This window comes from Armatimonas sp. (genome assembly GCF_043760365.1).
Lineage (GTDB): Bacteria > Armatimonadota > Armatimonadia > Armatimonadales > Armatimonadaceae > Armatimonas.
This window is the reverse complement of the sequence record NZ_JAYUPA010000601.1, coordinates 1-1,523: the sequence shown is the minus strand read 5'-3', so window position 1 is coordinate 1,523 and position 1,523 is coordinate 1. Positions and strand designations below refer to the sequence as shown.

Here is a 1,523-nt window from a genome sequence, read left to right as displayed (position 1 = left end):
TCTGGTCTGGGCAACTTGGAAGCGTATGCCCCTCATCGCTGACGAAGATTTGGAACGCTGTCTCTGGCGAACGATACAGGCAGAAGCTGAGGCAAAGGGCTGTAGCGTACTGGCAATTGGGGGAATGCCTGATCATATCCATCTGGTTTTGGTGCATCCCCCAACTCTCTCTGTCTCGAAGCTTCTGAATCAGTTCAAGGGAGTTTCCTCATCGGTTGCACGGGCGCGACTTGGAACGGAGTCCTTCTTCCAGTGGGCAGAGGGCTACGCCGCTTTTTCACTTAGTACCACCCACTGTCGGCACGCAATTGCCTATGTCGAGCGCCAGAAAGAACATCATTCTCTCAATGATCTCTGGGAACGCTGGGAACGAACTCCGGAAAGTGATTCTGCTTAATGGCCGGAACGGCCTTCACAGCGGAGCCTGCGACGCTCTCCACTCCCCCCGCTCCAACCGGGGGGAGGAACTACACCCACTCAATAGTGGCATCGGGGAGAACCTGGTTGAGCTCATCGCAGACATCCTGCTCTTTTACGTCCGGGCGCATTCTCAGAGTGACGAGGAGCATCCGACGGCCATCGGGGAGATCTTCGGTCTCAAAGGCGGAGACGGTGGCTCCTGCCTCTGTGATCGCGGTGAGCGCTGCACTGACGGCCCCTTTGTGCCGGTTGATGGTGATCGTCAGAGTGGTCTGTCGCTCGTTTCGGTGGATGAGGTTCTCTGACCAGCGGCCCACCGTGAGTGTGAAGAGCACCAGTACCGTTGCCAGTGTGGCCGAGGCGGCGTAGATCCCACCCGCGCCACAGGAAATTCCGACCGCCGCCACGACCCAGACCGTCGCCGCCGTGGTTAGGCCGCGCACGGAGAGCCCACGCCGTAGGATCACCCCTGCGCCCAGAAAGCCAATGCCTGTCACCACCTGAGCCGCAATACGCCCCGGATCACCGTTGACGAAGTGAATTCGCGTGAGCAAACACGCCCCGAGACAGACCAAGACATGGGTGCGCAGGCCCGCGGAGTGGTTGGTCGCCTCGCGCTGCGCTCCAATAAAGCCACCCAGCAGCGAGGCCAGAACGAGGTAGCCCGCTTCCACATAGAACGCCAGGGCTTGTGACTGCTGTAAGTAGTCCCACAGAGGACGAAGACTCATACGACAATTGTACCGCCACACTCCCCTCGCTTGGGCTATACTGGCCGTATGCTCGAACTGGCGAAGCTCTATGCAACGATCACCTACTTTCACCCTACGGCGGGAGCAGGCTGGTCGGAGGCTACCGAGAAACACTTCCCTCATGTTCTCAGGCAGCCTAACCGGGAAACGCTGGGCGCATGGCTGGCAGCGCTCGGTGATCCGGCGACAGGCATTATTGAGCGCCCGAGTGCCGACGAGGCTGCGACACCGGGCTACACTGCATCTACTGGGGAGGGCTGGCCGACCCTGACACTGCCAAACACAGCCTGGCTCCTCACTGCCGAAGGGGAGGAGCGATTTGTCACGTTTCTGCGCGATGCGGCGCGTGCT

Annotated in this window: 3 protein-coding genes; 2 read left to right on the top strand and 1 reads right to left on the bottom strand. The window is 60.1% G+C overall.

Going from position 1 to position 1,523, the window contains the following annotated elements; all coding sequences use genetic code 11:
* The coding region (gene tnpA / locus ACH2EH_RS13835) for an IS200/IS605 family transposase (RefSeq protein ID WP_395142610.1) at positions 1–397 on the top strand (397 nt) is incomplete at its 5' end.
* 70 nt (positions 398–467) lie between these two features.
* On the opposite strand, the gene ACH2EH_RS13830 is transcribed toward tnpA, so the two are convergent.
* The gene (locus tag ACH2EH_RS13830) at positions 468–1,151 is read right to left on the bottom strand and encodes an MgtC/SapB family protein (protein WP_395142608.1); all 684 of its coding nucleotides are present in this window, start codon (positions 1,149–1,151) and stop codon (positions 468–470) included.
* Between the two features lie 48 nt (positions 1,152–1,199).
* On the opposite strand from ACH2EH_RS13830, the gene ACH2EH_RS13825 reads away from it, so the two are divergent.
* Positions 1,200–1,523, top strand: a 324-nt coding sequence (locus ACH2EH_RS13825) for a hypothetical protein (RefSeq protein ID WP_395142607.1), incomplete at its 3' end; no start/stop codon positions are given.

Coding starts and splice junctions, on each gene's coding strand:
- ACH2EH_RS13830 (WP_395142608.1), bottom strand. CDS start 1,151: ATGAGTCTTCGTCCTCTGTGGGACTACTTACAGCAGTCACAAGCCCTG.